The organism is Algoriphagus yeomjeoni, assembly GCF_049821175.1.
Taxonomy (GTDB): domain Bacteria; phylum Bacteroidota; class Bacteroidia; order Cytophagales; family Cyclobacteriaceae; genus Algoriphagus; species Algoriphagus yeomjeoni_A.
Genome location: NZ_CP187512.1, coordinates 774,008 through 799,451 on the forward strand (window position 1 = coordinate 774,008; position 25,444 = coordinate 799,451).

The 25,444-nt window shown below is 38.8% G+C and carries 24 protein-coding genes; 18 read left to right on the top strand and 6 right to left on the bottom strand.

The genetic code is table 11. The features are described 5' to 3' along the window. Positions 1-100 precede the first annotated feature (100 nt). The 4 genes from ACPUEN_RS03005 to ACPUEN_RS03020 all read left to right on the top strand — a co-directional run bounded on the left by ACPUEN_RS03005 (position 101) and on the right by ACPUEN_RS03020 (position 3,176). Positions 101-352, top strand: coding sequence for a hypothetical protein (locus tag ACPUEN_RS03005; protein ID WP_111610441.1), 252 nt, complete (start codon positions 101-103; stop codon positions 350-352). Positions 353-486: 134 nt separating this feature from the next. Further along, complete coding sequence (locus tag ACPUEN_RS03010) at positions 487-867, top strand: response regulator (protein WP_111610440.1); 381 nt, start codon at positions 487-489, stop codon at positions 865-867. 3 nt (positions 868-870) lie between these two features. Then, a complete protein-coding gene (locus ACPUEN_RS03015; RefSeq protein ID WP_425638346.1) occupies positions 871-2,283 on the top strand; it encodes a sigma-54-dependent transcriptional regulator in 1,413 nt (470 codons plus the stop codon). Between the two features lie 404 nt (positions 2,284-2,687). Beyond that, positions 2,688-3,176: a Dps family protein gene (locus ACPUEN_RS03020; protein WP_111610438.1), complete on the top strand. Its 489-nt coding sequence runs from the start codon at positions 2,688-2,690 to the stop codon at positions 3,174-3,176. A 98-nt stretch (positions 3,177-3,274) separates the two neighbouring features. Here the strand turns inward: ACPUEN_RS03020 and ACPUEN_RS03025 are convergent, their stop codons facing one another. Further along, positions 3,275-3,892 (bottom strand): 2OG-Fe(II) oxygenase, encoded by a 618-nt coding sequence (locus ACPUEN_RS03025; RefSeq protein ID WP_425638347.1) that lies wholly within the window; start codon positions 3,890-3,892, stop codon positions 3,275-3,277. A gap of 260 nt (positions 3,893-4,152) precedes the next feature. Next, a complete protein-coding gene (locus ACPUEN_RS03030) occupies positions 4,153-5,181 on the bottom strand; it encodes a sugar phosphate isomerase/epimerase family protein (protein ID WP_425638349.1) in 1,029 nt (342 codons plus the stop codon). Between the two features lie 144 nt (positions 5,182-5,325). On the opposite strand from ACPUEN_RS03030, the gene arfB reads away from it, so the two are divergent. After that, entirely contained in the window at positions 5,326-5,757 is a 432-nt protein-coding gene (gene arfB / locus ACPUEN_RS03035; RefSeq protein WP_425638351.1) for an alternative ribosome rescue aminoacyl-tRNA hydrolase ArfB, read from the top strand. 32 nt (positions 5,758-5,789) lie between these two features. On the opposite strand, the gene ACPUEN_RS03040 is transcribed toward arfB, so the two are convergent. Further along, positions 5,790-6,167 carry a hypothetical protein gene (locus tag ACPUEN_RS03040; RefSeq protein ID WP_425638352.1) on the bottom strand — a complete coding sequence of 126 codons (378 nt, stop codon included), beginning with the start codon at positions 6,165-6,167 and terminating at the stop codon, positions 5,790-5,792. Between the two features lie 626 nt (positions 6,168-6,793). Between ACPUEN_RS03040 and ACPUEN_RS03045 the strand changes: the two genes are divergently transcribed. Both ACPUEN_RS03045 and ACPUEN_RS03050 read left to right on the top strand, forming a co-directional pair. After that, entirely contained in the window at positions 6,794-8,044 is a 1,251-nt protein-coding gene (locus tag ACPUEN_RS03045) for an NAD(P)/FAD-dependent oxidoreductase (RefSeq protein ID WP_425638353.1), read from the top strand. Positions 8,045-8,131: 87 nt separating this feature from the next. Further along, positions 8,132-8,473, top strand: a complete 342-nt coding sequence (locus ACPUEN_RS03050; RefSeq protein ID WP_425638355.1) for a zinc ribbon domain-containing protein YjdM — start codon at positions 8,132-8,134, stop codon at positions 8,471-8,473. A gap of 60 nt (positions 8,474-8,533) precedes the next feature. Here ACPUEN_RS03050 and ACPUEN_RS03055 read toward each other — a convergent pair whose 3' ends face one another. Next, positions 8,534-9,715, bottom strand: coding sequence for a retropepsin-like aspartic protease (locus ACPUEN_RS03055; protein WP_425638357.1), 1,182 nt, complete (start codon positions 9,713-9,715; stop codon positions 8,534-8,536). Between the two features lie 72 nt (positions 9,716-9,787). Beyond that, positions 9,788-10,714, bottom strand: coding sequence for a ThuA domain-containing protein (locus ACPUEN_RS03060; protein ID WP_425638358.1), 927 nt, complete (start codon positions 10,712-10,714; stop codon positions 9,788-9,790). A gap of 80 nt (positions 10,715-10,794) precedes the next feature. On the opposite strand from ACPUEN_RS03060, the gene ACPUEN_RS03065 reads away from it, so the two are divergent. The 5 genes from ACPUEN_RS03065 to ACPUEN_RS03085 all read left to right on the top strand — a co-directional run bounded on the left by ACPUEN_RS03065 (position 10,795) and on the right by ACPUEN_RS03085 (position 17,175). After that, on the top strand, positions 10,795-11,763 hold the full coding sequence (locus ACPUEN_RS03065) for a PmoA family protein (RefSeq protein ID WP_425638359.1): 969 nt from the start codon (positions 10,795-10,797) through the stop codon (positions 11,761-11,763). A gap of 185 nt (positions 11,764-11,948) precedes the next feature. Continuing rightward, a complete protein-coding gene (locus tag ACPUEN_RS03070) occupies positions 11,949-13,319 on the top strand; it encodes a Gfo/Idh/MocA family protein (RefSeq protein WP_425638361.1) in 1,371 nt (456 codons plus the stop codon). A gap of 9 nt (positions 13,320-13,328) precedes the next feature. Beyond that, positions 13,329-14,702, top strand: a complete 1,374-nt coding sequence (locus tag ACPUEN_RS03075) for a putative oxidoreductase C-terminal domain-containing protein (RefSeq protein WP_425640238.1) — start codon at positions 13,329-13,331, stop codon at positions 14,700-14,702. A gap of 54 nt (positions 14,703-14,756) precedes the next feature. Then, a complete protein-coding gene (locus ACPUEN_RS03080; RefSeq protein WP_425638362.1) occupies positions 14,757-16,163 on the top strand; it encodes an epimerase in 1,407 nt (468 codons plus the stop codon). 58 nt (positions 16,164-16,221) lie between these two features. Beyond that, complete coding sequence (locus ACPUEN_RS03085) at positions 16,222-17,175, top strand: aldo/keto reductase (RefSeq protein WP_425638363.1); 954 nt, start codon at positions 16,222-16,224, stop codon at positions 17,173-17,175. Positions 17,176-17,247: 72 nt separating this feature from the next. On the opposite strand, the gene ACPUEN_RS03090 is transcribed toward ACPUEN_RS03085, so the two are convergent. Further along, complete coding sequence (locus ACPUEN_RS03090; RefSeq protein WP_425638364.1) at positions 17,248-17,868, bottom strand: phosphoribosylanthranilate isomerase; 621 nt, start codon at positions 17,866-17,868, stop codon at positions 17,248-17,250. 130 nt (positions 17,869-17,998) lie between these two features. Here ACPUEN_RS03090 and ACPUEN_RS03095 point away from each other — a divergent pair, with 130 nt between their 5' ends. From ACPUEN_RS03095 to gyrA, 6 genes are all read left to right on the top strand, one after another. Beyond that, positions 17,999-18,658 carry a hypothetical protein gene (locus ACPUEN_RS03095; RefSeq protein WP_425638365.1) on the top strand — a complete coding sequence of 220 codons (660 nt, stop codon included), beginning with the start codon at positions 17,999-18,001 and terminating at the stop codon, positions 18,656-18,658. Then, the gene (locus tag ACPUEN_RS03100) at positions 18,645-20,309 is read left to right on the top strand and encodes a S8 family serine peptidase (RefSeq protein WP_425638366.1); all 1,665 of its coding nucleotides are present in this window, start codon (positions 18,645-18,647) and stop codon (positions 20,307-20,309) included. Before ACPUEN_RS03095 ends, ACPUEN_RS03100 begins: the two co-directional genes overlap by 14 nt. A 50-nt stretch (positions 20,310-20,359) precedes the next feature. Then, positions 20,360-21,019, top strand: coding sequence for a ribulose-phosphate 3-epimerase (rpe, locus tag ACPUEN_RS03105; protein WP_425638367.1), 660 nt, complete (start codon positions 20,360-20,362; stop codon positions 21,017-21,019). Positions 21,020-21,132: 113 nt separating this feature from the next. Further along, positions 21,133-21,642: a hypothetical protein gene (locus ACPUEN_RS03110; protein WP_425638368.1), complete on the top strand. Its 510-nt coding sequence runs from the start codon at positions 21,133-21,135 to the stop codon at positions 21,640-21,642. A gap of 94 nt (positions 21,643-21,736) precedes the next feature. After that, positions 21,737-22,762 (top strand): hypothetical protein, encoded by a 1,026-nt coding sequence (locus ACPUEN_RS03115; RefSeq protein ID WP_425638370.1) that lies wholly within the window; start codon positions 21,737-21,739, stop codon positions 22,760-22,762. A 96-nt stretch (positions 22,763-22,858) separates the two neighbouring features. Then, positions 22,859-25,432: a DNA gyrase subunit A gene (gene gyrA, locus ACPUEN_RS03120; RefSeq protein ID WP_425638371.1), complete on the top strand. Its 2,574-nt coding sequence runs from the start codon at positions 22,859-22,861 to the stop codon at positions 25,430-25,432. Positions 25,433-25,444 lie beyond the last annotated feature (12 nt).

Here is a 25,444-nt window from a genome sequence, read left to right on the forward strand (position 1 = left end):
AAGGAGTTCAAGTTTAAGTTCGATTGCAAACAATTCAAGAGACCTTAAATTGAAAACTTCAAAGAAAAAAAATATTTAATCTCTAAACTTAAAAAACACTATGACTAAATCAGCAGTAAATAAAACACTATGGTTAAGCGGACTTATAACCGGAGCATTGGTAGGAGCATATCTTTATAAAAATAAGGATGATTTTGGACCGCAAAAAAAGAAATTGAATAACCTTATTGGTGACTTTCAATCCCTTCTTGGAGATATGAAGACAAAGTTTTTGGAAGTTAAGTCTGAAGGGGTAGAGGCAACTAAATCCGCTATTCAGGCAGCAAAAGAAAAAGTAGAAAAAGTGAAGTGAAAATAGGTTTAGAATTTGAAAAGGTGCGGCTTGTTGTTGCGCCTTTTCTTACATCTTTTCCATATGTAAAATTACTACCTGACAATTAAAAAAAATGAATGTACCTAGGATTGAGGAGCTAAGAAGACTACGTGATGAAGAATAAACTAATATTAGTTATAGATGATGAGCCTGAAATCAGATCGCTTTTATCCAGATTTTTAGGCAGAAAAGGTTTTTCTGTCCTTGTCGCTGGTACACTCAAAGAGGGAAGGAAATTATTCAATGACTCTAAGCCTGAATTAGTATTCTTGGATGTAAACCTTCCTGATGGCAATGGCTTGAATGAATTAAAACATATCAACTCCAGTGAATTCCGATCCAAAATAATCATGATGAGTGCTTTTGATCATAATGAAGTAAAAATGGAAGCTATTCAATATGGAGCATTAGATTTCTTAAGTAAACCCTTCAACATTGCTCGCTTGGATCAGGTAGTCCAGAGCCAGTTATTAAACACCTCCAACATCAAATAAATCATGGCTAAAATTCTCGTAATAGACGATAACATAGATATTTGTCAGCTTCTTGAAAGATTTCTGACTAAAAAAGGGTTTGAAGTAGAAACAACTATTTCAGGGAAAAATGGCCTTGACATGGTCAAAAAGACTTTTTTCGATCTTATTTTTTGTGATTTCAAGCTCAGAGATATGGAGGGTAGAGATGTGCTAATGAAAGTTAGAGAAATATCTCCAGGCACTCAAGTGGCAATTATTACAGGCTATGCTGATGTGAAAATTGCCGTTGAAGTGATCAAAAATGGTGCGTTTGATTACGTTACCAAACCTTTGATTCCTGATGAAATAATCAACCTAATTGAACGCGCACTAGCTGCATCTAAAGCAAATAAGTCAAACACAGAAACTTTTTCCAAAGCGAATAATCTCAAAAAAGATTCTAATTCGAAAGCTCAGAAAACAGAGTCCAAATTTCTCAAAGGTACAGGAGCTGAGTCAAAGAAATTATATAAAGAGGTGGCCTTGGTAGCACCGACTAGTCTTAGTGTGGTGATATATGGAGAAAGTGGAGCTGGTAAGGAAAATATAGCTCGTACGATTCATGATCAAAGTGAGCGTGCCGGTAAACCATTCATCGCGGTAGATTGTGGAGCCTTGACCAAAGAGCTTGCTGGAAGTGAATTATGGGGTCACGAAAAAGGAGCTTTTACCGGAGCCTTATCAGAAAAACCCGGACAATTTGAACTAGCTGATGGCGGGACAATTTTTCTGGATGAGATCGCTAATTTGTCTTATGAAACCCAAGTGGGTTTATTGAGATTAGTTCAGGAGCGAAAACTGAGAAGAATAGGAGGGACTAAGGATAAGTCAATTGATGTAAGAATACTAGTAGCCTCCAATGAAGACCTTCGAAAATCTGTTTCTGAAGGTAAATTTAGAGAAGACCTTTATTTTAGATTCAATGAATTCAGCATTACAGTGCCTCCTTTGAGACACAGGACTGCCGATATCGAAGCATTTGCCTATCATTTCCTTGAGTTATCAAATGCGGAGTTAAATAAAAAAGTATTTGGTTTTGAAGAACAAGTGATGGAGGTGCTGAAAGAATATCCTTGGCCTGGTAATCTTCGTGAAATGCTTAATGTGATCCGCAGGGCTACCTTATTAACTGACGGAGGTAAAATGTCTGTTTCAGCGCTTCCTCCAGAAATTGTTTACTCACAAAAGTTTAATTTCATAGACTCAGATTCTGGAAATTCAGTTTCTAAGCCAAGCAAAATGCCATTGAATCTGAAGGATGCTGCAGCTGAGGCCGAAGCCGAAGTTTTGAAAAAAGTATTAGAAGAAGTAAAATACAACAGGACTCAGGCAGCGAAGCAATTGGGAATAGATCGAAAAACCCTCTTTAACAAAATGAAGCAATATGATTTATAAGTAAAACATACATTTTGGCCCGGACTTAGTTCCGGGCTTTTTTTTGAAATTGTTTGCACTGCCAAAATACCAGAATTGAAGAAAGTTCTTATTCCAATAATCTTAATTTGAAGTTAAAGTAGTTGCCTATTCAGCATCTTTTTGAGTACACTTCTATAGTTACATACATACCTGATGAGCTAATTTTTCAACGGATTGGGGAATTTTTTTCGGGAAGGTTTTGAAGCTGATAGGGTTCTAATAAGCCTGTTTATAGATATAATTTGTCCCATGAAACGATTTTCCAAAGACTATTAGTCAAAGAGGTTAGTTGGCGTTAGTTCCTATGGGTGGGCTGATCATGGCACGCCCCTTGGATGATTAATAGTATAATTTTAAAACTTAATCTAAAAAAAGAATAACATATGAATACTCAAAAAGCAACACTCGGAAATCATTTGAAATTGGATAATAAAGCCATGAAAAATGTATCAGATAAAATGAATGATTTGCTGTCTGATTATCATATTTTCTACCAAAATGTGAGAGGGTTTCACTGGAATGTGAAAGGCGAGAACTTTTTTGACCTACACATCAAATTTGAAGAGCTATATACTCAGCTGTATGAAAATATAGATGAATTGGCTGAGAGAATTGTGACTATTGGATTCAAACCTTTACATGCATATTCCGATTATTTGAAAAACACCATTCACAAAGAGATCACAGATGTATCTAATGGTGATGAATGTGTGAAGCATGTAATTGATGGACTAGGAAGTTTAGCTCAATCTCATAGAAAAGCTGCTAAGGCGGCTGAAGAAGCTGATGATATCGCTTCAGCAGATTTGCTAACTACATTTGTAGGAGATCTTGAGAAGAGAATGTGGATGTTTACCATGTTTTCTAAGTAATACAGAAGAACTTTATACCCAAATAGTAAAAGCCACAGCGAGAGTTGTGGTTTTTTGTTTTTTAGGTATTTTCTCGAAGAAATTGTTGAATGAAACAGCTAGTTTTTAAACCAGGCGGCTATACTTTTTCTTTCCTTAGTGGATGATGGATGTACCTCATGTTCCATTTCATCACTTCGGAAAAATACAATCCTGCCTCCGATAGGAGAGATGTTTTGTACATTACCTGATTCAGGATATAAGGATAACTGCCCTTCATCTTCATCCTGCCAATCTTGATTTAGGTAAACGATAATAGAGAACTTTCTACCTTTCTCATTCTTGAATTGGTCTACGTGCCGCTTGTAAAAACTCATTTTCTCATAATTGGAATAATGGCTTTCAAAGCTTTTGATGGAAGTGAAACAGGTTTTGTTCAGGTGATCAATGAATTTCCTCACTTTCTTTAAATAAATGATTTCAAATGGATTGACACTGCTCTCCTGAATCCAATTTATTTTATCACCTCTTATTTCATTGTCTTGTTTATTAATGGTCGAATTTCCGACACCGGCAAGTTTCATTTTTCCAGATTCTGAGAGGATTTGAATGGTGTCTCTTAAGCCGATTACTGTGCTTGGTAATATGAAGTCATTGCTACATCCATATTTATTATCAATGAGGCCTTGTATTAGCTCTTCAAATTGATTTCGTTCGAGAATTTCTTCCTCTTCCATGTTGAACTAGTTTAATTATTAGCCAAGCATGTTGAGTTCCAAAATGAGCTGCCGAAAGTACACTATTAAAACCCTAATTCAATCTTATTTAAGATTAATAATCAAGTGTGTTACTCTCCAAAGGTTGAGAGAGGTCTTGATTGCGGGAAACCAAATTTATTAGACTTTGATTTTTCTTAAGGCAAACAAAAAGCAGCAGTGTAGACTGCCGCTTCAAAAAATAGTTTGAAAAGCTTAATATGGAAAACAAGATTTCATATCTAAGCTAGTGCTTTTTCGCAAAATTCAACACATTTCTGAACTTCCTTTACTGCATTAGACCCTTCTGGTACTTGGTACTCTAACTCTATGGTTGCCGGGAACTTATACTTGTTTTTAGAGATCATATTCAATAGTTCTGGAATAGGAGTGTTGCCAGTTCCCCAAGGCAAGTTTCCTTTCCCGTTTTCAGGCGTTTGCCTATCCTTTGTATGCATACTTAGGATGTGACTATGCTGTTTTTCTATCAAAGGAATCAGATCGGTATTTCCAGCAGCGATGTAATGCCCGGCATCTAGATTCAAGCCGTTTCTTTTGCTTTGTTCCAAAGCCGTATCCCAAAATGTGAAAGTCTCCTGCTCATGTCCATGATAACCGACCGACATCTTATATTTCTCTCCCAATTTCCCTAAGCGAAGTGTATGTTCATCATTCGATGGATGCTCTAATGTGACATGCGTAGCACCAAGAGCTTTTGCAGCTGTCATACCGTAAGCTATTTCCTCATCAGAGGCATTTCTACCGAAAGCATTTGGCTTAAATGCATAGATACTAACTCCTGCATCCTTGTACATTTTTCTCATTTTCTCAAACGGAGCAGTGCCTACTTTACTTCTCCACTCTGCTACCTCCTTGGAATAGGATTCTGCTTGAGCATTCAAATCAGCCATTTTCGCTTTCTCCTCTGCAGTTAATTCTTCGCCCCTTCTTTGCTTCGCTCTAAGTGGATACATTTCCTGCATATTGATAGGATTTATTGGCTTTCCAGCAAATGACTCCGCCGGATCTCCCATGAGCTCTATAGCAGATAGACCTGAATCCACCACATATTTTAGCGTTGCTTCTGCACTTTGATCCGGCATGGAGCGAAATGAATAAGTGATGCAGCCTAATTGTACTCCATTGATCAAAGAGTTTGGTTTGTTGAAGGACTTGATTATAGCTGGAGCACCTTGAAGCCATGATGGAGCTAAAGCGAGTCCACCTACTCCAAGTGCAGATTTTATCAGGAATTCTCTTCTATTTTTCATATGATTTATGGGTTTGAGTGTTAAGTGAGACTTCAAATTAGTATTTACTTTCTCTTTTTTAGTGGAAAGTTTACACCTAATTTCAATTTCAGGCTGATTGGTCAAATACTTGTTTGAAGATAGCTGTTGAAATAAATGTTAGAGATGGATTACAAAGAGAAAAATATAGATGAGCGAATAAAACGAGGTGACTTCCTTGGTGAGCTTCAGTTCATTACCTCCAGAAGCGGAGGAGCTGGAGGGCAAAACGTCAATAAAGTCGAAACCAAAGTCCAGTTAAAGTTCGATATCCCTAATTCTGGACTTTTAAGTGTAGAAGAAAAGGCAATGTTATTAGAGAAGTTGCGTACAAAAACTGACCAAGAAGGTGTGCTCCAACTCCAATCTCAGGAAAAGCGCTCTCAGATTCAGAATAAGGAACTGGTGATCAGAAAGTTTGAGGACCTGTTACGCAAAGCATTTTTTAAGAAACGCGTAAGAAAAGCTACCAAACCTAAAAAAGGAGCAATAGAAAAACGGCTAAAGGCCAAGAAAAATCAAGCCGAAAAAAAGGCTAACAGAAGCTGGAAAGCATAATAAAAGTGACTTCTTCTAACGAGTATAACGTATTAGAATTCTTTTATCAATAGCGTATAATTTTTGGTAGAATCCGGTTTATAGATCTGAATGGGGAAATTCCTTGTTGGTTTCACAATTCTCAAAGAATAAATCGGATCAGGATTAATGACTACTAGATTTTCGTCTTGTGTATAAAGGAGGTTATTATTTTTCTCGATTCTGTTCCGAAAATCATCTAAGTTTTTGAACTGCCTAAACTGAATTACTTCAGATGATTTGTTTGAGTCTTGTCCAAGTTCAAATTCAAGATCGCTTTCAAACGTTGGGAGATCTAAATTGAAATCGTATATCTGTGAGCTATTACTTTGAGAAAATGCTGAAACAAGGGTAACTGCAGTGAAGAATGTAAATAAAAATAACTTTTTCATTTTCAGTGATTTAAGTGGGATATCGGCCTTGTCTTAATACTTAGGTCATGATTTACGCTACGGGAAATTTTAGACTTTGGTTTCGGTCAGTTTGATTTTGAGCTTTATATTGATCTATTACATTTCCTAGATTTTTCAATAGTCAGCATATTAATCTGCCTTTAGGAACATATGAGAAATTGATTTTCATTTTGGACTAGCTTTTAACTAGCTATTTATCAATAAGTAATAGGGTTGCTTTGAAAGTGATTTAGCATTGAATGCTTAGTTCATTATGATTTTTCCCCAAACTATAATCATTCCTGTTAGAACTATGAACAGGACTGTGGCAAGAGGTTTTATCAGTTTTCAGTTTTGGTAATAAATCTGAGTAATGGTTCGATTTTCAAATTCAAGTCTTCTAAATATGAATACCGGTAGAGGCTGTTTATTGATAAAATTTAGTTCAATTTGTAGCTGCAAGCGAGCATAAAGAAGATCTTAATTTAAGATCAGGCAATTATTACAAGATAGTTGATGTCGGGTAATTTCTCATATTTCCAAACAATGCTTACTTGAGCGAGTTAAATTTGAATATCCTTACCAAAAGCTTTTTTTGTAAGTTTTTTATAAAAGAAATCTCATAAATGAAAGATCAAAAAATATTTATAGTTGGTGCGGGTGTAGCAGGGTTGGTTGCGGCGATTGAACTTGAAAAAGCGGGTTTTTCACCAGTTATATTGGAAGGAAGTGATAGCGTAGGAGGTAGAGTAAAAACAGATTTAGTAGATGGTTTTCTGTTAGATCATGGTTTTCAGGTTTTGTTGACGGCTTATCCAGAAGTGAAAAGGTACCTTGATCTGTCGAAATTAAATCTTAAGTATTTCGAACCGGGAGCGGTAATTTTTGGAGAGAATGAAACCTTCATTATTTCTGATCCTTTGCGTAATCCGCTGAAGGTGGTTAGCATGGCTTTTTCCCATGTTGGAAGCTTTTTGGATAAGGTCAAAATGTTTAACCTTACTCAGATGCTAAAAAATAAATCAATTGAAGATATATTCAATGAGCCTTCTGCAACTACCCATAAATATCTAATTGATTATGGATTTTCGGATCAGATAATCTCTAACTTTTTCAAGCCTTTTTTTCGAGGAATATTTTTGGAAAAGGACTTAAAAACCTCCTCCAGAATGTTTGAGTTTGTGTTTAAAATGTTTTCTCAAGGCCTTGGTGGCATACCGGAAAAAGGTATGATAGAGGTTCCAAAAATGCTCAAAAGGCAACTGGCTAGCACAGAATTTAGATTTAATACCAAGGTTTCTGATTTGGTTGGTAAAACAATTCAGCTTGAAAATGGCGAGACTTTGGAGGCTGATAGAATTATAGTAGCTACACAGCCAGATAAGTTCATGAAGCAGATGGAGGGGCAATTTGCACCTTCAAGGTCGGTGATTACCCTGTATTTCTCTCTGCATAAATCATTTATGAATAGAGCTATGCTGGGCTTGATTCCAGGGGAAAATCACCTGATTAATAACATGGTGTTTATGAGTGATGTATCGTCTGCTTATTCTACTACTGGTCGGGCATTGCTTTCTGTTTCAATTTTGGATTCTGATCTGAAAGAGAAGGAGTTGATCAAAGCAGTTCAGGCAGAGTTGGAGTCAATTTCTAGAATCAGTGCTGAATATTTCAAGTTTGTAAAGTCATATTATATCGATTATGCAATCCCTACTGTAGAAGATATGAAAGGCACTATTCCTTTTACTGAGAGCAAGATTTCTGATCACGTATTTTTAGCTGGAGATTATTTATTGAATGGCTCGATCAATGCTGCTATGGCATCCGGGCGAATTGCTGCTGAGGCGGTAGTTCATAGTTTTACGCCCGTTTATTGAGGTTCTGAGAATGTAGCTCTGGAGTGTAGCCCTACTTAGCAGATAGCTTTTTCTTCTCGGGTGAAGAAAATATTTTATCTTCGCCACATGGAAAATACACCTCCTTGCCCTGCATGTCAGTCTCCTTACGGTTATGAATTAGATGGTAAATTGATTTGTCCGGAATGCAGTTTTGTGTGGACTTTGGAAAATTCTAATGATGAAGAAGCTGAAGGACTAGTAGTTAAAGATGCGAATGGAACTGAATTGTCAGATGGGGATTCTGTGACTATTATCAAGGATCTACCGGTAAAAGGTGCACCCAAACCAATTAAAGCCGGCACTAAAGTGAAAAGTATTCGTCTGGTAGAAGGTGATCACAACATCGACTGCAAAATCGATGGGTTTGGATCTATGGCGCTGAAAAGTGAATTTGTGAAGAAAGCGTAGGGATTTACGATTTCGGAAGTACGATTTGGGATTGCTGGAATAGACTTAGACGCTTGCTTATCATTCACTCTCAGGTTCTGGGGCGGTGTAGTTATAGACTATATCTCCGTCTTCTGATTCGAACAAAAACTGGATGTTTTTTTGCTGAAAAGTTTCTCTCATATCTAAATCAAGCTGCTCACAGACTGTCAATGAATCAAAATGATGATTATCAACAGCTTTTACTATTTGCCCAATTCTAACACCCGCCTCATATGCTTTAGATGCAGGAGATACTTCAGTTACTTTATAGTCACGATACTTGAAGTCAATTGGTGAACCATAGACTAAGTTTGCATTTTCGTATGGTTTTAAATAGAATTTATCGCGGACCAAATCTAGAACAATTACAGCCTTAGCTAGGATAGCCGCTCCAAGGTTTGAATTTCCTTTTGAATCGAATGTTTGTGTAGTAAGGTTATCAAAAGTTGTGTTTCCAATAACCAACTTTGAAATATTAACTGTATAATTTATGGTGTCTTTTTGGCCGCCGAAAAGCCCTCTGCCTTCATGAATGTAGGTTGTGTCTAGAATAGATTTTTGACTTAATTCACCATGTTCGAGCATTTGCTGAAAAGTGTTTTTGCTCAGTTTCAGAAAATCATTTCCTGACCCAGTATCGAATATGACATTTTCTTTTCCTTTTAACTCTGGGTATGAAATATTGATATGAGGTCTTTTTCTACCATGGTGATATTCCATTTCTAAAGGAATACCAAAATTTTCCTGTAAAGCTCCAATAGAATTTGCTACTATTATTTCTTTATTCCTTAAGTCTATTTTAAGCACTTTTCCATCGAAAAACTCAAGGCCTAAATACCCGTCTACATTTTTGTCGCAAGGGGTAAAACTTTGAATTGGGCGCATAATAGCTACTTCCATATTTTCAGTAACCATAGTTCCTAATTTTAACTCTGGCAACATTACTTCATCTACTATTGAAAAGTTATTATACAAGTCTAGCGAAGGTTGAGTACCAATGGTATCTAGCTTTAGCTTTTCCTGAAGTTCTGGAGAAATGGATGTTCCCGCACCGGTATCGAACTGAAAAGTGTAGGATTTTCCTTCAATTTCGACATTGAAAAATATGGACTGTCTGATGACTTCAAAAGGAATTACCTCGGTTACATTCCTCACATATTTGCTATAAAAGAAAGCGCCAACTGTCATTAGTATTATAGCTACAAAAAGTCTTTTTATCATAGTTGAAAAATTAAAAAAAAGTGAGAACTAGATCTTTCTACTTCTCACTTCATACTTTATACTTCTCATTTCTTACTTACCAATAGGCGTTTCATCTACTTTCACATCTCCGGCTACATACTGAAGGGCATCAAGGAAGTAGGCAAGGATATCGGCGTTTTCGAAGCTTTGGGCATTATGAGAAGTAGAGATGTACATCGCTCTTCCTTTGCCGTCTTTTCTGATCCAAGACACATAAGTTTTGCCTGAAGTCTTTTCTTGACCTTTACGCTGACCTTCAATCTCTGCATTATTGAAGTAAGTCAAGGGATGAAAATCCAGCTCGTCATAAGCATTCTTGTAGAAGTAAGGCTCATCCACGTGGTTGAATCCATCCGCTGGAAGCGACTTAGTCAATGGGTGAGTAGGATCTTCAATTCGTACCTGGAATGCCTGCTGCTTGGTGTGATAGTCGAAACTGCCTCCAGTAAGTTTGGAAAACTCCATAGAGTTATTTAGCATGGTATTTCCACCATGGACTACTAGAATTCCTCCTCCTTTTTTCACGTATTGGATGATGTTATTCTCTAATTCTTTTGCCTTTGCCCAAACGGCCACACTATCCATGGAAGCATCTTCGCTGAATACATCGACAAACAGATTTCTGTATTTAGGCTTAGAATTGGTATTGTCAAATACGACAGCATCAAACTCCTTAAGCTTGTCTTTTTCCATCATGGCAACGTCCGTGCTGGTAGTTACATCAAATGCACCGCTTTTTTCTCCAAGAATTTCAATCATTGCTGCAGTGTGAGGATTTACCCAGTGCCAAAAGCCTGTATGCAGAGAAAACACTAAAATTTTCTTTTTCTTTTTGAATGGGAAGTTGGCTTTTTCTGGTGCCAAATCGGTGATTTTGTCTTTCCAGTCTTGATCCAACGGGATCTCTGTAGGGTTTTGTGCAAGAGCGAAATTTACACTGGCTAGGAAAACGATTCCGTAGATAATAATCTTCTTCATGGGGTAATTGGATGAACGGGTTAGTCGATAATTGAGAATTCTATATCTTTAAAATTCAATCCCAATAACCTGAATTTTATATGATATTCAAAAGAATTTTCTGCGTACCAGTGTTTTACCTATGTTTAATGGGGCTGGCGTATGGGCAAAAAGTAACGTTAAAAGAGGATGATAACGGAATTGATTTCGTGATTGGTAATCAGGCTGTTCTGACTTACCAAACTGCCACAGAAGACGTTCCTGAAGGCATTAAAAAAGATTTTGCAAAATCTGGTTTTATACATCCTTTAACATCACCATCGGGGCAAGTACTTACACGAATCCAACCAAAAGACCATTACCATCACTATGGAATCTGGGGGCCTTGGACACGCGCTACTATCTCTGGAAGAGAGGTTGACTTCTGGAATTTAGGTGATGGAAAAGGAAGAGTCGATTTTGCCAAAGTACTTTCAAAAAAAGAAGCAGGTGGAGCAGCTGAACTAAACGTGAGGCAAAATCACATAGATCTTAAAGCTCCGGATTCTGAGCGAATCGCTATTGAAGAGGACCTGCGAATTAAAGTGAAACCAGCTGATAAAGGTCGGTATATGGTAGATTACACCACTACAATCCAGACTAAAATACCTGGAGGAATACTGCTTGATGATTATCGCTATGGCGGTGGAATTGGATTCCGAGCTACTGAGAAATGGGGAAAGGATAATAGCACCATTCTCACTTCAGAAGGCGATGCCCGCAAGACTGCAGATGGTACTAATGCTAAATGGATCATCGTACAAGGCAAAACGGATGACGTATCAGGAGAAAGCGGAATTCTTTTCCTGAGCCATAATACTAACAAAGCCTTTCCTGAACCGCTTCGTGTTTGGCCTGAAGACCAATACAACGGCGAAGGAAATGTATTTATCGAGTTCACTCCGATCCGACATGAATCTTGGGAAATTAAGCCAAATCAACGGTATTCGTTGAAATACAGAATGATTGTCTACGATGGTAGGATGACTGCTGAAGAAGCAGAATCCTATTGGAGAGCTTTTGTCAAGTAATTGGGAAAGTAATCAGTAAATCCTTTATTCACAGTTTGGGATTAAGCATTTACTGCGAATTAGAAAATAAAATACTCGCATCAATAACCCCCATGAAATATGAAATCAAACAGGTACAAATAGTCACAAACGAGTATGATTATTCGATCTTGCGAGATTCCATATAACCTTTAAAAAATAACCTTATGAAAAGAAGAGAATTTATTAAGAACAGCGCCCTAGCAAGTGCAGCGATCGGATTTCCAACGATTGTTCCTGCTTCAGTTTTCGGAAAAAATGCCCCTAGTAATCAGATAAATATTGGTCAAATCGGTTGTGGTAGAATTGCACGTGACCACGATTTACCCGGAGTAATGCAGCATGACATTGCAAGAGTTATTGCAGTTTCCGATTTGGATAGCAACCGCATGGCTGATGGGAAAAAACTAGTTGAAGAATATTACACCAAAAAAATGGGCAAAGCCTATTTGGACGTGAAACAATACGGCGACTACAAGGACATGCTCTTGAATAAGGATATAGATGCGATAGTAATCAGTACTCCGGATCATTGGCATTCACAGCCGGCAATGGAAGCTTCATTGGCTGGTAAACATGTCTACGTACAAAAGCCAACTTCACTTACGATCAAAGAAGGAAGACAATTGGTAAATGCTGTAAAAAAATCAGGTACTGTATTGCAATTAGGTACTCAGCAGCGATCCAGCGAGCAATTTAGAATTGCAGCGGAGCTAGTTAGAAATGGTAGAATAGGTAGACTTCATACGGTGAAAGTTGGTCTGCCTGGAGATCCAGCAGGTCCTGAGGCTGCCCCTATGCCAATTCCTTCTAATTTGAATTACGATATGTGGTTAGGTTCTACTCCGGAAGTGCCTTATACAGAGATAGGAGTTCACCCAGTAACTGGCTATGGCAGACCAGGATGGTTAAGAAGAGAGCAGTTTGGTGCTGGGATGATCACCGGTTGGGGGCAACACCACTATGATTCTGCAGCTTGGGGAATGGATACTGAATTAACTGGTCCTAGATTTATTCAGGCCGTAGCGGAGTTTCCACAGTCAGGTCTTTGGGATGTGCATGGAGATTTTTATGCAAAAGCTGAATATGACAATGGTATTACTATGTATACTGGCGGTGGATATCCAAATGGTATTCGATATGAAGGTACGGAAGGATGGATTTGGGTGTCAAGAGGTTCTTATGTTGCTTCTACTTCCGATCCTGTGGAGCAAGGGCGAAGTGCAAGAGCTTTGGATGCTTCAGATCCAAAAATTTTGCAATCAGTAATTGGTCCAGATGAGATTCAATTGATCCGAAGTGACGAGCATCATGGCAATTGGCTTGGAGCAATTCAGGGAAATAACGAATTGCTTTCCCCAGTAGAGATAGGCCACCGTTCTTGTTCGGTTTGTTTATTGACACACATTTCCATGAAGTTGGGAAGAAAATTAGAGTGGGATGCTAGCATCGAGAAGTTTGTCAATGATGATGAGGCTAATTCTATGCTGGAGAGACCTCAGCGAGCGCCTTACGGCACTAATTATGTAAAAATCTAATAAGCTAATATTTTGAAAAACACTGCTATAGCAGCTCTTGCGGTAGGGATTTTGTTTTCCTGCGAAAATAAAGAAACTGTGACTGAAGCTCCTGAATCAACAGCTGAGATTACGATAATGTCCCTTGATCCGGGACATTTTCACGCTGGATTGATTCATAAATCAATGTATCCACAAGTGGATTCTACCGTTTATGTTTTTGCCCCGGAAGGACCAGAACTGAAAGATTATATGAATCGGCTTTCTGGCTACAACAATCGGGAAGAGGATCCAACTGCCTGGAGTTTACAGGTAAGTGCTGGGGAGGATTATTTGGGGAAAATGATCTCCACCAAGCCGGGCAATGTGATGATGGTGGCTGGGAAAAATGATCGCAAGATTGATTACATCTCTGCAGCTATCTCCAATGGGATCAATGTATATGCAGATAAACCTCTGGTGATTAACAAGGATGGATTCAAAAAGCTGCTTAATGCTTTTGATCAAGCATCTCAAAAGGATTTGTTACTGTATGATATCATGACAGAGCGCTTTGAGATCAGTACGATTTTGCAAAAAGAGCTAAGTATGGATAAAGCCGTTTTTGGGGAATTGGAAAAAGGTACACTCGAAAATCCAGCAATCACTAAGGAGTCAGTGCACCATTTCTTTAAATATGTATCTGGAAATCCTCTGGTAAGACCTGATTGGTTTTTTGATACAGACATAGAAGGAACAGGGATCGTTGATGTGACTACCCATTTGGTGGATTTGATCCAGTGGGAGGCATTTCCGGGAATTACTTTGGACACCACTGATGTCGAGATGCAAGCAGCCAAGCTGTGGTCAACAGATTTGGATTTGGAGCAATTTAAATTGGTAACTGGTAAAGATGAATTCCCTGAATTTCTTCAGAAGAATGTAGCCGACAATAAGCTGAGTGTGAATAGCAATGGGGAAATGAATTACACCTTGAAAGGCGTTCACTCTAAAGTGAGTGTGATCTGGAATTTTCAGGCACCAGAAGGTGCTGCCGATACGCATTACAGTATGATGCGAGGTACAAAAGCTAACCTGGTAATCCAGCAAGGTGCGAAAGAGAATTATGTCGCCACCTTGTATGTGGAATTATTGGATGGTCAAGATGATGCTTTGACTAACTTGGTAAAAGAGAAACTTCAGGATCGTTTTCCTGGATTGGATCTAGAGAAAATCAGCAGCGGTAATTACAAGGTGATCATCCCTGAGAAGTATCATAATGGTCATGAAGCGCATTTTGCTCAGGTAACTGAGAAGTATTTGGAATATTTCACCAATAAGAATATGCCTGAATGGGAAGTGCCAAATATGATAGTCAAATACTTCACTACGACTGAAGCTTTGGAAAAAGCCGAAGAAAAATAAACTTATCCTGAACAGGACCATCAATTAATAGGTTGGTTAGTTAAGCTCTCATTTATGGAATTAACTAATCAACCTATTTCTGTTTCAAAACCAACTGTCGCAATTGCTGGTGCAGGGGGATATGTGGGCCGCTGGTTCATTTACCATTTCCGCCACAAATACAATATCATTGCCCTTAGTAGAAAAGAGGTAAAGGACAATCCTTACCCGGAAGTGACTTGGAAGCAAGTGGAATTGTATTCAATTTCAAACACCACCCAAGTGCTGAATGGGGTAGATGTTGCGATCTATCTAGTGCATTCAATGAATGCTTCTACTCGTCTAAATCAAGGGAGTTTTGAAGATACAGATTTGCTACTTGCAGATAATTTTAGCCGTGCGGCTCATTTAAACAAAGTAAAGCAGATAATCTATTTGGGAGGTTTGCTGCCAAAAGAAACTGGCGAAAGTCTATCCAGACATCTAAGAAGTCGACTTGAAGTTGAACAGACTTTAGGATCTAGATCTGCAAAGCTAACGGCTATCCGTGCTTCGATTATTGTAGGACCAGGAGGTTCTTCTTTTGATATGATCAAGAATCTGGTTACGAATTTACCTGTTTTAATGTGCCCACAGTGGACAGAATCCTTGACTCAACCCATTTCTTTGAGAGATACTTTAGACATTATTGATACCTGTGTCGGGAATGAGAATGTATTTGGTAAAGCGATAGAAATTGGAAACCCAGAAGTGATTTCTTATCGAAAAATGCTAGAATTGACTGCCGTACAGCTTGGGAAAAAGCGGCTGGTGTTTTCTGTTCCAGTGTTCTCTTTAGGGCTTTCTAAGCTTTGGGTAGGCTTTTTTGGAGAATCTCCACCTCAATTGGTTTCTCCATTAGTGGAAAGCTTAAAGCATACGTTAACTGTTTCTGAAGAATTGAAATTTCAAGAGAAGCATATTGATTACCTGACTTATACAGAGTCAGTTAGAGCAGCATTAGATTCTGATATCGAGCTTAAAACTCCAAGCTTTTATCCTTTGGACAAAGTGAAGAATACAGTGAGAAGTATACAGCGCATGGCTAATACCCATGGAGATACAGCGACTTGGGTTGCCCAGCGTTATAATATCTGGCTGCCCTCATTCTTTAAGTTCTGGATCAATGGAGAAATGCTCGAAAGTGGCGAGATTGTGTTTTATCTGTTGTGGACCAAAAAGCCTATGCTGCAGCTGACCATGATCCCAGATAGAAGTGAAGAAAGTCGACAGTTGTTTTATATTTCAGGTGGCTGGCTGGTGAAGCGCTTTGATCATGGCTGGTTGGAATTTCGGGGAGTTTTGGATAATAAATATATTATTTCAGCCATCCATGAGTTTGTCCCAAGACTTCCTTGGCTGATTTATGTGAATACCCAAGCTAAAATTCATCTATGGGTGATGAATAGATTTAGAAAATATTTAAAGAATCGAGTGAATTAAATGCATGGCTTTTTGTGTTAGTATTCACCTACACCATAATCTAAATTTTTATAATCAAATGAAAAAATTAAGCTTTAAAAACGGAGACAAACTCCCAATAATCGGATTAGGAACTTGGAAAAGTAAGCCAGGAGAAGTAAGCCAGGCTGTTTACTGGGCAATAGAAGCTGGTTACAGACATATAGATTGCGCGGCCGTTTACCAAAATGAAAATGAAGTGGGAGAGGGGATTGCAAAGGCAATTTCTGAAGGATTAGTGAAGCGAGAGGAGCTTTTCGTGACTTCCAAACTTTGGAATAATTCCCATAAAAAAGAACAGGTTTTGCCTGCTTTGCAAAAGACACTTTCCGATCTCAAATTGGATTATGTGGATTTGTACCTGATACACTGGCCTCTTGCTTTTAAAGCTGGAGTTGGCTTTCCAAAAGAAAGAGAGGACTTTTATACCTACGATGAGGTCTCTATCGCTGAGACTTGGGTAGCTATGCAAGTGGTAAAGGAAATGGGATATGCCAAACACATCGGCGTCTCAAATTTCAATCAGGAAAAACTCAAAGAATTGGTGAAACTTGGCGGTCAGCTTCCTGAAATGAATCAAGTAGAGATGCAGCCTTATTTGCCACAGGATGGATTGGTTGAGTATTGTTTGGAGCATGGAATCTTGATGACTGCATATTCTCCGCTGGGATCACCTGATTCTAGGGCAGAAAAACATGAAAATGACCCAAAATTATTGGTTGATCCAGTAGTAAAAGAGATTGCCGATAAACATAAAGTTGGCGCGGGTCAAATTCTAATTGCCTGGTCAATTGCAAGAGATATTGCTGTGATACCCAAATCCGTGAATAAGGATAGGATAAAAGGAAATTTGGCAGCTGCCAAAATTAAATTAGATGACCATGATTTGATGGAGTTAAGAGACATTGGGGTTAGCCATCGGTTTATTGATGGATCATTTTTCACAGGAGATAACAGTCCTTATGAATCTTCAGACTTATTTGACCAAGTCTAATAATTGAGGATTAAGCATAAAAAAGGCTATTGGTTTGTTCCAATAGCCTTTTTCTTGAAATAGCTTTTTTACTTAATCGTCTACCTCTAATGCCTCAAGTATATCCGCCAGTTCATCAAAATCCTTAAGTCCTGGTTTGATTTCTTTTCCGCCAGTTAGAGAAATTCCATAAATCCCTAGTTCAGCGATAAGTTCTTGCACGTTATCTGAAGTAATTCCTACTCCTAAAATAACCCGGCAATGCTCACTAATTAGTTTTATTGCTTTTTTATCCTCCTCATTTAGTTCTTCGTGGAGGGAAGTGATATGGAAAATAATTCCAGAGTCATTGAGTTTCTCAGCTACTTCGAGTTCAATATTGCGAACCTCTTCTAAATCCATTTTATAAATCAAGCCAAAACCTTTTCCCTCCAGATTAACTAAAGACTCTATTCTGTCATGCTCAATCCACTTTATAGTTGGATAGCTTTCTAAGGTATCAAGGACTTTGTCTGACTCATAGCTCAGAAATTCGCCTACAAATTCAAGTCCTGAGACCCAGCCTGTGATTTCATTATAAAGAGTAGAATTAATGTATTTTTCAGATTCTTCTTCCAAAGAAAAACCTAATAAATCCACGTACATTCCCGCGCAATACCTAGCATCGGAAAGATTAGTGATGCCGCTTATTTTTACAAAAGTGCTTAGAGCCATGATTCAATTTTTTGAAGGCGCTAAGTTAAACAGGATGATTGGCTAGAAAAAAGTAAATCGGAAATGTATGCCCATGGACTTAGCCTAACTTTAGGAAAATACTAGTATTTTTAGTCATTGAAAAGTAACTATGAAAAGAAAGCTACCGCTTGTTTTATTACTTATACTTACCCTTTTTACTTCTTGTGACCGAGAATTAGAAGACTCACAAGCGGATCTGGGCTATGAATTTCAACCGCTGGAAGTTGGATTGTTTTGGGTCTATGAAGTAGATCAGACAATATATTTTGGTGAAAATGATTCGGAGCAAGAGCTGTTTTTTTATAAAGATCGGATTCGCAGCTTTTATACTAATGCAGAAGGAGAATTGGTATTTATTGTAAATCGCACTAAATCTTCCGATGAGATTACTTGGACTAAAGTTTTGGAGTATACCCTCATTCAAAGAGACTTTTCCTTGGTGCGTACAATAGAAAACCAACCATTAGTTGCCTTAGTTTTTCCTCCAAAAGATGGGAAAGTTTGGAATGGGAATATCTACAGAGATGAGGTTGCCGATGATTTTGAGTTAATTAATTCCGGGAATTCCATTCGCGTCAATCAAGAAGATAGTGACGATGAAGTAACTTATAGAGATATTCGGTTTGAGATTTATGATCTGGGTATAGGCTTGGTGGAAAAGTACGATGAGGTCTTAACTTATTGCTCCAGAAATGATTGTCTAGGTGATAAGCTGATTGATTCAGGTTTTAAGGTTCAAATGAAATTGACCGATTATGGAAAGGATTAAACTTTTAGTATTTATTCTACTTGGAATGGCTTTTTCCGGCACTTTGGCTGCGCAAGATCGCTATGCTGTGTTTTATAAATTCAAGCCGCAAGAGAGCCTTTCACTAGAAAGACCAAGTGAATTCCTTTCTCAGAAAGCATTGAGCCGAAGAATTAAAGAAGGAGTGGCACCGGATAGTTTGGATTTACCTGTTTCGCAGAAATACCTGGATGCTGTATTTGAGAAGGCTAGCTATATCCTCTATTCAAGCAAATGGTTTAATGCTACTTTATTGGTAACTGATGCAAGTAATGTTACAGAGATTGAGGCTCTACCTTTCGTAGATCGGGTTGAGTTGGTTGGGAGAGGGTTTATCCCTAATCCTAATGCCCGAATAGGAAAAAGGATATATGCTTCGGTAACATATCGATATTGTCCACCAGTTGCCGAAAGCGCTCGAGTTTTGGCCACCGATGAAGAGCGTTACGATTTTCAAAATAACTTACTAGGCATAGATAAAATGCATGAGGAAGGATTTACAGGTAAAGGAGTAACGATTGCTGTCTTTGATGCTGGGTTTCCTGGAGCACAAACAGCCAGTCCCCTTGCACATTTGCAAAGCAATGGACAGATTATCTCAACAAAGGATTTTGTGAGGCCTTGGAATGAAAATGTATATGCGGATAATCAGCATGGCACGAATGTGCTTTCTTTAATAGCTTCCAAAGAACCAGGAAAAATGCTAGCAGGAGCTCCTGATGCGGATTATATTCTCTCCATGACAGAAGAAGTAGCTACTGAATATTGGGTAGAAGAGTACAATTGGGTACGGGCAGCTGAGTATGCAGATAGTCTAGGAACGGATATTATCAGTAGCTCTGTTGGATATTGGGATTTTGATGATCCAGATATGAATTATACGCTGGAGGATTTGGATGGAGAGACTACTATAATAGCAAAAGGAGCTACTATAGCTGCAAGTAAGGGGATTCTGGTAGTGAATAGTGCTGGAAATTATGGTCCTGGCGCATCCACACTTACTTCACCCGCCGATGCCAAAGGAATATTGGCTGTAGGGTCCGTGAATAGTGAGTTGCAGGTTTCAGGATTTAGCTCTCGTGGTCCAACAGGCGATGGGAGAATTAAACCCGATCTAGCTGCTTTTGGTCAGGGTACAGCTCTCATAAGATCGAATGGAGAAGTTGGCTTTTCTAACGGAACTTCTTTCTCAGCCCCTCAAATTTCGGCTTTAGCAGCCGGACTTTGGGAAGCTAAGCCGGAATGGACAAAGGATCAATTAATTGAAGCTTTGTTGAATAGTGGGACTCAAGCTGATGATCCTGATAACCAATTAGGCTATGGTATTCCTAATTTCTTTAGAGCATACTATGGTGAAATTCTTAGCGTGGAGGCAAATGAAGAGACTTTAGCTTGGAGTATATATCCTAATCCTTTACTTGGAGATCAATTAACTATTTATTTTGGAAGCAGCTTAAGTGCAGAATTTACATTGATTGATCTGAATGGTAGAGCTTTAGAAAATGAAGCCCTAAATAGAGCAAGCCTAAAAGAACCTTTTCAGATTCTATTGCAGGGAATTAAGCCAGGATTTTACGTGATCCAGATGCAAGATGGAGTTTTGATCAAGCAAAGCAAACTCATTAAACAATAGAAATAAGGTGATCCATACCTTGGCCTTTTTACAATATTAAAACAAAACAGATGTCGCCATTAATTGCCCCATCCATATTAGCAGCAGATTTTGCAAATATTCAAAAAGAAGTAGAAATTCTAAACTCTTCGGAAGCGGATTACATACACGTAGATATAATGGATGGTGTATTTGTCCCAAATATTTCCTTTGGAATTCCAGTCACTGAAGCAATTCATAAACACGCTAAGAAACCATTAGATGTTCATTTGATGATAGTTAATCCCGATAATTATTTGGAGGTTTTCAGAAATGCAGGGGCGGAAGTGATTTCTGTACATTATGAAGCTTGCCCGCATTTGCACAGAACCTTACAAGCTATTCATAGTCTTGGTGCGAAAGCAGGAGTTGCCATCAATCCTCATACGCCGGTAGAACTTTTGTCAGATGTGATTCAGGATATCGATCAGGTGATCGTCATGTCAGTAAACCCTGGTTTTGGTGGGCAAAAATTTATTGAGAATACCTATTCAAAAGTGTCCCGCTTAAAAGATTTGATCCTAGCTAAAGGAGCAGCAACAAAAATCGAAATTGATGGGGGAGTAAATTTGATTAACGCGCCAAAATTGATGGCCGCTGGAGCTGATATATTAGTTGCTGGAAGTTTTGTTTTTAGTTCAGATGATCCTATTCAGACAATCCATCAACTAAAGAGAATTGAGATGGTTTGACATTCTGATCAACCATTTATCATAAATTATCTTAAAAAGGCCCCTGAATTCTTGATTTTTTAGCTTTTGAGCGTTTTATTAGTCATTATAAGGAAATTAAAATCACAATGATTATGAAAAAAGTATTGCTTTTCGGAGCGTTGTTCGCGTTCCTAGGGCTTGCTGCTTACGCACAAGAGGAGGAGAAAGTTACAGATGAAGACTTGACTAAATATGCAAATGTAGAGGTGACATTTGATAATTATGTAAATTCAAAAACGGAAGAATTGAAGGCTATGATCTTGGAAAATGAGATTTTTCAAGGTGGAGCAAGATATAATGAAATTAAAGCTGCTTGGGGAGACGAGGCTAAGATGACAGAGGCTGAAGTTACAGATGAAGAAAAAGCAGCTTTTGAGGAAGTGAAGGAATTTCAAGGATCTCTTCAAGGAGTTTTGAAAGAGTACAAAACTGGTTTGATCATGGACGAGGAGATCTTGGGAGCTGGCACTTACAATAAGGTATTGGCAGCGACCAAAGAAGACCCAGCTATCCAGGAGAAATTGGACACAATGATCGCCGAGATGAAGGCAAAACAAGAAGCTGAGAAAGAAGACACAGAAGAGCCAACTGACGGAAAATAAGAGTTTATTTAAGTTAATATGAAGATGCCTCCCAATTGGGAGGCATTTTTTTTTAAATTCACACCAAGAGTCACAAGCCTTCGTTTAAATAAATATGGATTTTAAAAAGCTACCCCTCTCTCTTATTCTTTGTTTTGCCTTTTCAGCTGTGTTTGCGCAGGATGAAGATATTTTTGGAATTTCTCAAAAAGGCAAAAATCCTAAAAGTGAGTCTGGATTGGGTAACATTACCCGAAACGTGCTTGAGATGTTCAGTGTGGAGCTTTCAGGCGGTGGTGCCTACCAGGAATTCGGTACAAGCTTTTATTCTGCTAATACGAGTCTTTATCCATCTTTCTATCGATTTCAGAATTTAGATGGAGATCCTCTGGATATTTCTGAAGAAAATCCTTTGGATATGAAAGGTGGAGACTGGGTTTTTCCCAATTGGAATGGAGGAGTGAGGATTAATCTTTTCAACCTTCTCACAGTCGGCGGTGGATTTGGTCAGGAGTGGGGGAATCTAGCTCCCATGCAAGGCGGGGATTATCAATTTGATTTTGAAGGAGCGACCTATCAAGTAAATAAGCTTTATGGTACGGTAGGCTTAGTTCTTTATGATGCGAATAGAAGAAGAGCTTTTTTGAATTGGAGGTACAGGAATTATTCATCTTCCAATATGTATATGCAGTCAGAGCTTAGACAGCGAGCTAGACAGAATTATCCATGGCGATTTATTTTTGAAGCTGAATTCGGCAAGCTGAATCTTAAGAAGGCATATGATCAGGCACTAGTTAGTAGCTCTGGTCCATATGTTCCAAGATTAGCTGTTTCCGATAAAAATTATTATGGGTTAGGTCTTAGAATAGAGCGAGACTTCTCCGAGTATACCAAGATGTTTGTAAAAGGAGGAGCGGATTTCCGCAAGTTTACCTATGCAGCATCTGATTTTTCAGAGTTCCAAAACCTTGATCAACAGGTATATGCAATGCAAGTAGGATTGGCTGTTCGCTTCCCTGGAACTAAGCGATGCAAAATCGCAGGCTGTGGGGTCGTGATGAAGCATATGCACAACGGAATTGAGTACAGAGGAAGTGGTATTTTTAATTTTCAAGACAGGAAAGTAGGACAGTGGTATTAAAGTCTTGATTATCGCATTTGGACTTCGTAATCTCTTTTCAAATAGAGTAGGTTTTTACTATCTTGCAGGCTTAATCGACCCCGTGAATAGCATTATATGGCTCAAGGAGAAAACGAGAACATCATACCCATTAATATTGAAGAGGAAATGCGTGGCGCCTACATCGATTATTCGATGTCGGTTATTGTTTCAAGAGCGCTTCCTGATGTCCGTGACGGACTGAAACCAGTACATCGTAGAATCCTTTTTGGGATGCAGGAGCTGGGAGTATTACATAACAAACCTTATAAGAAATCCGCCAGAATCGTCGGTGAGGTACTAGGTAAGTATCACCCGCATGGTGATTCTGCCGTGTACGAAACGATGGTTCGTATGGCGCAGCCTTGGTCTCTGAGGTATCCTTTGGTGGATGGTCAGGGTAACTTTGGTTCTGTCGATGGAGATAATCCCGCAGCGATGCGTTATACCGAGGCAAGGCTAAAGCGTATCGCTGAAGAGCTTTTGGTGGATATCAACAAGGAAACAGTAGATTTTCAATTCAATTTTGATGACTCCCTAAAGGAGCCAATCGTATTACCAGCAAAAGTCCCTGCTCTCCTTTTGAATGGAGCTTCAGGAATAGCAGTTGGTATGGCGACAAATATGGCGCCTCACAATTTGGGAGAAGTAATAGACGGAATCGTCGCATACATTGACAACAATGAAATCACTGTAGAAGGATTGATGGAGCATATTATTGCACCAGATTTCCCTACGGGTGGAATTATCTACGGTTACAATGGCGTGAAAGCTGCCTTTGAAACTGGCCGTGGTAGAGTAGTAATGCGTGGCAAAGCCAATGTAGAAACCAAAGATGGTGGTAACAGAGAGATGATTATCATCACAGAGATTCCTTACATGGTGAACAAGGCTAGCATGGTGGAGAAAACTGCTGCGCTCATCAATGAAAAGAAAATCGACGGAATTTCGGCAATTCGTGACGAGTCAGATCGCTCCGGAATGCGAATCGTTTACGAGTTGAAGCGCGATGCGATTTCCAGTGTTGTACTTAATAATTTATACAAGCATACACAGTTACAGACTTCATTCTCAGTGAATAATGTTGCCTTGGTAAAAGGTAGGCCACATACTCTGAATCTGAAAGATATGATCGTGCATTATGTCAATCACCGACATGAGGTAGTGATTCGTAGAACTGAGTATGAACTGAGAGAAGCTGAAAAAAGAGCACACATTCTCCAAGGTTATTTGATCGCTTTAGATCACCTGGATGAGGTGATTGCTTTAATTAGAAATTCTGCAGATCCAGAGACGGCGAGAAATGGTTTGATCGAACGGTTTGAGTTGAGTGAGATTCAGGCAAGAGCTATTCTCGATATGAGATTGCAACGATTGACAGGAATGGAGCGCGACAAGATCATCAATGAGTACAATGAGATCATGGCTTTGATCGAAGAGCTCAAAGAAACTCTTGCCAACGAAGATAAGAGAATGGAAATCATCAAAGAAGAACTCGCTGAAATGAGAACTCGCTATGCTGATGACCGAAGAACCGAAATCGAGCATAACGCCGAAGATTTCAGCTACGAAGACATGATTCCAAATGAGGAAGTGATTATCACTGTTTCTCATGAAGGATATGTGAAGCGTACAGCGCTTACAGAATACAGAACTCAAGGTAGAGGTGGAGTAGGGTCTCGTGGTGTTAGCACCAAACAAGATGATTTTACGGAATATTTATTTACCGCGTCTACCCATAATTACCTATTAATATTTACAGATAAAGGGAAATTATTCTGGTTGAAAACCTATGCTATTCCTGAAGGGTCCAAAACCTCTAAAGGAAGACCTATACAGAATTTGATTAGTATTGAGCAAGATGATAAGATTCGCTCCATTATTCAGGTGGCGGATTTGAATGATCAAGATTACCTGAATAACCATTTCTTAGTAATGGTCACCAAACAAGGTGTTATTAAGAAGACAACTTTGGAGCAATACAGTCGACCAAGAACAAATGGAATCATTGCATTGAACATCCGTGAAGACGATCAGTTGGTAAATGTGGAGATGACTAATGGAAGTCAGCATATTGTGATTGCAGCTAAATCAGGTAGAGCTATTCACTTCAACGAGGAAGCTGTTAGACCGATGGGTCGTACAGCTACCGGCGTAAGAGCTATCAGGTTAAATGATGATAAGGATTATGTGATTGGCATGGTATGTGCATCTGAAGAGAATGCAACCCTGCTTGTAGTTTCTGAAAAGGGCTATGGAAAGCGCTCCAGTCTAGACGAATATAGAATCACCAATCGTGGAGGCAAAGGAGTAAAAGCAATGAATGTAACCGAGAAAACCGGAGCACTAGTTGCAATCAAAGAAGTAGTAGAAACAGATGATTTGATGATTATCAATAAGTCTGGAATCACAATCAGAATTTCTGTAGATGGTCTTCGCGTCATGGGGAGAGCTACACAAGGAGTTCGATTGATCAAAATAGGAGAGAATGACGAAATCTCTTCTATTGAAAAAATATCAAAAGAAGAGGATATCGAAGTTTTAGAAGACACCTTGGAAGTAACAGACGAGAATGCTGATGCAACTCCTGACGAACCTAAAGCTGATGATTCTGAAAACTCTTCCGATGAATCAAGTGAAATTAACGAATAACCAACCAAACAA